The following is a 6,892-nucleotide window of genomic DNA, read 5'->3' as shown; positions in this document are numbered from 1 at the left end:
ACCCTCGGCACCAGCGGCTGCGCGGTCACCAGCGGCCAGAGCACCGTGGGCCAGTATGTCGACGATGCCACCGTCGCGACCCGCGTGAAGGCGCGCTTCGCCGAAGACAGCCAGGTCAGCGCCATGCGCATCCAGGTCGAGGCACTCAAGGGCACCGTGCAGCTCGCCGGCTTCGCCACTTCGCAGGCCGAGAAGGACCGCGCCGGCCAGCTCGCCCGCAGCACGCCCGACGTGAAGGAAGTGCGCAACAACATCATCGTGCGCCCGCCGGAGAAGTGAGCGCCATGCAGACCCCAGCCACGGCGGCCGCCAGGGTGACTCCACACTAGGTCGGGGACCCCATGACGGCGCCCGATCCGCGACTCGAGCCGTCCCAACCGCCGCGCAGCGCCTGGGCTCTGCGCGGCATTTTTTTTGTCGCCCTGGTTTTCGCCGTGCGCGAGGCCCGGCCGCTGCTGGCGCCGGTGCTGATCGCCGTCATGCTGACCTTCGCGCTGGCGCCTGCCGTGCGCTGGCTCCACGGCCGCGGCGTGCCGCCCTCCATCGGCGCACTGCTGCTGGTGCTGGCACTGCTGCTGTCCACCGTGTCCGTGGCCAGCAGCCTGGCGCGCCCGGCCGCCAGTTGGTGGCAGGCCGCGCCCACCACCGTCGCCCAGCTGCTGGAGCAGTTGGAGAAGCTGCGGGCCGCCATTCCGGGCTTGAGCCCGCCGCAGCCCGCCACGCGGCTCGGCCGGGTGGCGGCGACACCGGCATCGGACCCTTTGAAGGAAAGGCTGGCCACCGAAGGCGTGGCCCTGACCGGCCTGGTGCTGACACGGGGCCTGTCCTTCCTGCTGGCAGCCGCGGCCACGGTCATCCTGACCTATTTCCTGCTCGCTTCCGAGCAATGGCTGCTGTCGCGCAGCATCGAGGCCTTGCCGCGCCGGCGCACCCGCGCGCTGCTGCTGGGCGGCGTGCGCGCAGCCCAGCGCGACATCAGCCACTACCTCGCCGCCGTCGGCATCATCAACGCGGTCGTGGGCGTCATCCTGGCCCTGGTGCTGTGGCTGCTGGGCCTGCCCAACCCGACGCTGTGGGGCTGCATCGCCGCGCTGCTGTGCTTCATTCCCTACCTCGGTCCGATGGCACTGATGGTGCTGCTGCTGCTCGCCGGCATCGCGACCTTCGAGACGGGGCCGGAGATCTTCGGCCCCACGCTGTCCTTCATGGCCATCCATGCGGTGGAAAGCAACATCGTCAGCCCGGTCATCGTCGGGCGCCGGCTGTCGCTGAGTACTGTGTCGGTCTTCCTGTCGGTGCTGTTCTGGGGTTGGCTGTGGGGCATCGTCGGCGCCCTCATCGCCGTGCCGCTGCTGATCGGGCTGCGCAGCGTGTGCCAGCGCCGGCGGGGCCTGGCGCTGCTGCGGCGCTTCCTGGAGGGCGACCGGCACGCACCGTCGCCGTCGCTGGGCTCGCTGCTGCGCGGGCCGCCATCGAAATCCCGCTCACGCAAGCACTACACCTAGGGGCGGTGGCTCAGCCGCACGCAGTCGGGCACGCCAATTGCCAAGGCGGCCTGATACTTCTTCGTGGCCGGGGCGGGCCACAGCGCTATGGTTGCGTCCGTGCAATCCGCTCACGCCTGCCGCACCTGGACCCGCCATGCCGGTCACCATTCGTTCCCGCTTGCTGTTGCTCGTGCTGTCGGTGCTGCTGCCCGGCATGCTGGGCGTCGCCTGGCTCATTGCCAGCATCTACGAGACCGAACGCGACGCGCATGAGCGCACGCTGCGCGACACGACCCGCGCGCTGTCCCTGCTGGTCGACGGCGAGCTGTCGCGCCGCGCGGCCATCGCCCAGGTGCTGGCGCAGTCACCCGCGCTGGACGGCCCCGGGCCGCTGCGCGAGGAGAGCCGCCTGGCCTTCGAGCGCCTGGCCCGGCGCGCCATGCAGGGGCTGAGCGGCTGGGTTGAGCTGAGGGCACCGGGCAAGCTGCTGCTGAGCACCCGGCCGGGCGACGGCGCCAGCGCCGAATCCAGCGCGCCTGAGGCGCTGAGTGCCACCCCCGTCATGCTGCCGCTGCAACCCGTTGCGCCCACTCCCACGGGCGTGCCCCCGGAGCCGCATGCCGCCTGGGTGGAGCCGGTGACCCGCGACGGCCGCCTGGTCTACAACCTGGTCGTCACGGTGCGGCCCTCGGAGCTGCAGCGCGTCCTGCAGGCGCAGTCGCCGCATCCGGGCTGGATAGGCGCTGTCATGGACAGCAGCGGCCGCCTCGTGGCCCGGCTGCCCGGCGGCGCGGCCTATGTCGGCCGCGAGGGCCGCGCCGACCTGCGTCAGCGCATGGCGGCGGCGCGCGAAGGCGGCTTCGAATCGATCTCGCTGGACGGCCGCGCCACGGCCGGCTACTTCAGCACCTCGGCGCTCGGCTGGAGTTATGTCAGCGCCATGCCGCGCGAGGAATTCGCCGGCCGCGTGCCCCAGGCCGTGCAACGCGTGGCGGTGGGCGCGCTGGCACTGCTGGCCCTGGCCATGGCCGGCGCCATCTGGGTGTCCCGCCGCATCGAGCGGCCGATAGGCGCTCTCAAGCGCCTCGCCCAGGACCTGCAGGCCGGCCGGCCGGTGCAGGCCGCCCCGACCGGCATGGCCGAGTGCGACGAGGTGGCCGAGGCCCTGGCCAGCGCGGCGCGCGACATGGGGACCAGCCGCGCCGAGCTGGAACTCAGCGTGGCCCAGGCCGTGGAGCGCACGCGCCATGTCGAGCAGCGGGGCGCCCAGAGCCAGCGCGTCGTCGCCCTGGGCCGGCTCACCGGCGGCGTGGCGCACGAGTTCAACAACCTGCTGGGCGTCATCAGCAACAGCATGCACCTGATGCAGCGCCACCCCAGCGCCGCCGAGCTGCAGGGTCCGCTGCGCGCCACGCAGCGCTCGGTCGACAAGGGCAGCGCGCTGACCCAGCATCTGCTGCGCTTTTCGGGCCGCCGGCCGGTGCGGGTGCAGACCCTGTCGCTGGCCCGCTACCTGCCCGAGGTGCMGGAGCTGATGCGCAGCGTGCTCGGGCGGCGCATCGAGATCCAGGTGCAGGTGGCGGCCAACGTCTGGCCGGTGCGGGTGGACGCCAACGAGCTGGATCTCGCTCTCGTCAACCTGGCGTTGAATGCCCACGACGCGATGCCGACGGGCGGCGAGCTGCGGCTGCGGGCCAGCAATGCCGAGGCGCACGACAAGGAAGGCCTGCCGCCGGGGGACTATGTGCTGCTGACCGTGGGGGACGACGGCATGGGGCTGGAGCCGTCCCTGGTCGAGCATGCCTTCGAGCCCTTCTTCACGACCAAGGGCGTAGGCCAGGGCAGCGGCCTGGGCCTGAGCCAGGTCCATGGTTTCGCGACCCAGGCCGGCGGCACAGCGCGCCTGGCCAGCACGCCGGGCGTGGGCACCACGGTGTCGCTGCTGCTGCCGGTGGCGAGCAACGCCCAGGACAACCAGATGCCGGCCTTTGCCGACACGGCCCCGCAAAGCATTGCCGGCGCCACGGTGCTGCTGGTCGAGGATGACGAGGCCCTGGGCGACGTGACGGCGGCACTGCTGATGGCCCATGGTGCCCGCGTGTTGCGCGCCGCCGAGGTGGGCGCCGCCCTGCGCCTGCTGGACGACGGGGCCGGGGCGGATGTGGTGCTGAGCGACGTCGTCATGCCCGGCGCCATGGACGGGGTCGCGCTGGCGCGCCGGCTGCGCGAGCACCGCCCGCGCCTGCCGGTGGTGCTGATCACCGGCTTCAACAACTCGGCCATTGGCGAAGGCGAGTTCATCACCCTGCACAAGCCCTGCGCGCCGGCCGAGCTGCTGGCCGCGCTGCAGGCGGCCCTCGCGGCGGCACGCATCGCCCACCCGCCGCCCACGGCCGGCCACACGCCGTAACGACAACTCAGCCACCGCGGCAGGCGCGGGCATGCCAAATGCCGATGCCAGGGCTGGACGCACGGTATGCCTGCGGACGGCCGGCGCGTCTTCATCGAACCCTGAAAGGATCTGCCATGAGCAACGACGACATCATCGACACACTGAACGACCTGATCGAAACCTGCAAGGACGGTGAATACGGTTTCCACGCCTCCGCGGAATACCTGAAGGACCCGGCAATCAAGCAGTCCTTTGAGCGCCGCGCCGAGGAGTGCCGCCAGGCTGCCACCGAACTGCAGTCGCAGGTCGTGCGCCTGGGCGGCAAGGCCGAGGACAGCGGCACCGCCGCCGGTGCAATGCACCGCGGCTGGGTGGCCGTGAAGGGCACGCTGGCCGGCTACACCGACAAGGCCATCCTCGAGGAGACCGAGCGCGGTGAGGACAGCGCGATGAGCGCCTATCGCAAGGCGCTGGAAGAGGCCCTGCCGCCCGATGTGCGCATGCTCGTGGAGCGCCAGTACGAAGGCGTGAAGCGCAACCACCTGCAGGTGCGCACGCTGCGCGACCAGGCTCGCGCCGCCGTCTGAGCGTGAAGCCGCCCTAGCTTCGGCCGGGGCGGTGCGAGGATTCGGCATCGGCATCGCCGGGCCGCTCCTCGCTGTCGGTTTGCGCCGGCGCGGCCTTGGTGGCGCGCTGGCGAGGCTTGGCAGGGGTGTTGACCAGGTTGGCCTCACCCTCCTGCTCCTCCTCTTCATCTTCATCGTCCTCGTCGTCTTCGCTTTGCGGCGCTTCGTCGATGGCCGTGAGCAACGCTTCGGTGTCATCGGCTTCGCCCGGCGTGAAGACGCGGTCCACGCCGATGTCGGCGCCGTCGCGCACCCCCGTCTCGCCTTCGCTGGACGGCAGCGATTCGCCCAGCGGCAAGGGCGCCGCCTGGTCGTCGCGCAGGGCCACGTCGACGGGCAGGCCGGGGTCGGTGCCGTCGTCTTCACCGTCCATGCCCGCCACGTCGCTGCCGCTGTCCGAGCTGTCGCTGGGCCCCAGGCTCGCCTTGTCGCGCCCGGCGGGCTCGGCCGCGGCGGAATCGATACCTAGCAGGCTGCTGCGTGCCATGAAAACCTCCGGCTGTGAAACGCGGGACGGCCCCGCACCCATCGCAGGCAAGGCGTGTGCCGCCGTGCCCGCGGATCAGCCAGCGTCGTAAAAGCGCAGCCTTTCCACCGCGAAGCCGCGATCCCGCGCGAGCTGCACCAGCGTTTGGCGGCGCTGCGCGACCAGCGTCGGTCGGCGTGACAGCAGCCACAGCGCGTCCCGCCCGGTGCTGCCAATCAGCGCCTCGTCATAAGTCGGATCGACATGCAGCACGCCATGCTCGAGCCAGGCCAGCGGCAGCCAGCGCAGCGCCTCGGGCCAGTGGCTGATCCTGAGCCGGGCGCCGTGGCCGCCCGGCACCGGCTCCACCAAGGCCTCGCTGCCGTGGGTGCCATTGCCGTCGACCCGGCGTTCCAGCAGATCCAGCCGCCCGTCGTCGCGCGGCAGCAGGCCGAACTCCGGCGGCTGCAACGCCGGCGCACCGTGCGCCTTCAATTCACCGACCACGAACCAGCGGCCGCTGAGCTGCGCCAGGTCGACCTCGCCAACGGTGGCCAGTGGCTCGGCCCGATGCGTGCCGAGYAAGGTCTCGACCAGGGGCAGCCCCAGCGTCACGAAGCTGCTCGCCGCAGCGGGGCTGACGCGGCCGCGCCAGCGCTCGGGCAGCAGTGGCCAGGCCAGGCCAAGCAGGCGCAGCCAGGGAACGTTCCGCAGCGCGCCGGTGGGGCGCGGCGTTGCAGGCTCGGCGTGAGGGCGCCGGCGCAGCGCCAGCAGCGCCGCAACGGCGAGCAGTGCGCCACCCACCGGCAGCAGCAGCTTCCTGGGTTGCAAGCGGTGGCGCAGCTGGCCYGTGAGACCTTCGACACCCGCGTGCAGCCTGGCCTCGCGCGCCATCAGCCGGTGCTCGACATCCAGGATGCGGGCATCGATATCGGGTTCAGGCAGCGGCGGGTTCATCGCTGGCCTCATTGGGTTGCGGGTCGGGAGCCAGCATCAGGTGGCGCCGCGTTGCGGGCAGGCGCAACCTGGGCAGCAGGCTGCGCACGCGTTGCAGCGCCAGCACGATGGCCAGCCCGTTGACGGCGATGGCCAGCAGCAGGGCCACCTCCAGCGGCAGCCCGGCCGCGACCAGCAGGCGGATGACGCCGGCCCACAACACCAGCCAAGCCGTCACACCGAGGATGGCCACGGCCACCATCAGTGCAACGATCTGGGCCAGCGCCTGGACCGCGCGTTGCAGCTCCAGCGACAGCAGCTCGACCCGGTCGCTGACCAGGCCAGGCAACTCGCGCCACAGCGACTGCAGTTGCTCCAGCAGTGGGGCGGGCTGGTCTTGCGGTGAGTCGGTCAAGGCCGCCTCAGCGGGCGAGCCGGGCAACCAGCACGCCGACGGCCAGGGCCGTCGCGATGGCGGCCAGCGGATGCTCGCGCACGGTGCTGCGCAGGCTCTCGGCCCATTCATCGCCCAGGTCGCGCGCATCGCTGGCGCGCTGGCTCAGCGATTCGCTAGCGGCCTGCACGCCGTCCTGCAAACGCTGCACGGCGGGGGCGGCCGTCTCGGCCACGCGGTCGATGGCGCTGTGCGCACCTTGCACAACGCGGTTCAGCACGTCGTGACCGACGGCTGCGCCCTTGTCGACGGCGTCACCGGCCTTCGCGGCCGTGTCGTTGATGGCGGCTGCGGCAGGCGCGGGCGTGGCGGGCGAGACCGACGAGGTCGGGAAGGGCGTATTGGCAGTGGTGGTGGCCATGGTGATCCTTGGGGTTGGAAAGCGGGTGACGGTTCAGCGCAGGGTGCCGCGGCGGATCAGGTTGACGATCGCCAGCAGCACGACTGCGCCCAGCAGGGACACGACGAGAGCACCCAGGCTGAGAGCGTCTTGATTGATGCTCGGAATGCCGACCATGGGCGAGATCAGCC

At 71.7% G+C, this 6,892-nt stretch carries 9 protein-coding genes; 4 read left to right on the top strand and 5 right to left on the bottom strand.

Annotated elements, in window-relative coordinates; all coding sequences use genetic code 11:
* From AC1DU6_RS15695 to AC1DU6_RS15680, 4 genes are all read left to right on the top strand, one after another.
* Positions 1-279, top strand: a 279-nt coding sequence (locus AC1DU6_RS15695; RefSeq protein WP_477858174.1) for a BON domain-containing protein, incomplete at its 5' end; no start/stop codon positions are given.
* A 62-nt stretch (positions 280-341) separates the two neighbouring features.
* Positions 342-1,505 carry an AI-2E family transporter gene (locus AC1DU6_RS15690; protein WP_457444522.1) on the top strand — a complete coding sequence of 388 codons (1,164 nt, stop codon included), beginning with the start codon at positions 342-344 and terminating at the stop codon, positions 1,503-1,505.
* Between the two features lie 136 nt (positions 1,506-1,641).
* The gene (locus AC1DU6_RS15685; RefSeq protein WP_477858172.1) at positions 1,642-3,897 is read left to right on the top strand and encodes a hybrid sensor histidine kinase/response regulator; all 2,256 of its coding nucleotides are present in this window, start codon (positions 1,642-1,644) and stop codon (positions 3,895-3,897) included.
* 116 nt (positions 3,898-4,013) lie between these two features.
* Positions 4,014-4,466 carry a PA2169 family four-helix-bundle protein gene (locus tag AC1DU6_RS15680; protein ID WP_457320671.1) on the top strand — a complete coding sequence of 151 codons (453 nt, stop codon included), beginning with the start codon at positions 4,014-4,016 and terminating at the stop codon, positions 4,464-4,466.
* A 13-nt stretch (positions 4,467-4,479) separates the two neighbouring features.
* Here the strand turns inward: AC1DU6_RS15680 and AC1DU6_RS15675 are convergent, their stop codons facing one another.
* The 5 genes from AC1DU6_RS15675 to AC1DU6_RS15655 form a co-directional block, all read right to left on the bottom strand.
* Positions 4,480-4,992, bottom strand: a complete 513-nt coding sequence (locus AC1DU6_RS15675) for a hypothetical protein (protein ID WP_457320669.1) — start codon at positions 4,990-4,992, stop codon at positions 4,480-4,482.
* A 75-nt stretch (positions 4,993-5,067) separates the two neighbouring features.
* Positions 5,068-5,928, bottom strand: coding sequence for a lipocalin family protein (locus AC1DU6_RS15670; protein WP_457320667.1), 861 nt, complete (start codon positions 5,926-5,928; stop codon positions 5,068-5,070).
* Entirely contained in the window at positions 5,909-6,322 is a 414-nt protein-coding gene (locus AC1DU6_RS15665) for a phage holin family protein (protein WP_457320665.1), read from the bottom strand. The genes AC1DU6_RS15670 and AC1DU6_RS15665 overlap by 20 nt, the downstream gene beginning before the upstream one ends.
* Before the next feature lie 7 nt (positions 6,323-6,329).
* Positions 6,330-6,722: an ElaB/YgaM/YqjD family protein gene (locus AC1DU6_RS15660; protein ID WP_056198739.1), complete on the bottom strand. Its 393-nt coding sequence runs from the start codon at positions 6,720-6,722 to the stop codon at positions 6,330-6,332.
* A gap of 33 nt (positions 6,723-6,755) precedes the next feature.
* Positions 6,756-6,878 (bottom strand): GlsB/YeaQ/YmgE family stress response membrane protein, encoded by a 123-nt coding sequence (locus AC1DU6_RS15655; RefSeq protein ID WP_477858176.1) that lies wholly within the window; start codon positions 6,876-6,878, stop codon positions 6,756-6,758.
* Between the last annotated feature and the right edge of the window lie 14 nt (positions 6,879-6,892).

Source organism: Roseateles sp. P5_B10, assembly GCF_056400485.1.
Note: the sequence above shows the minus strand (reverse complement) of the source record. Positions and strands in the feature narration are given on the sequence as shown.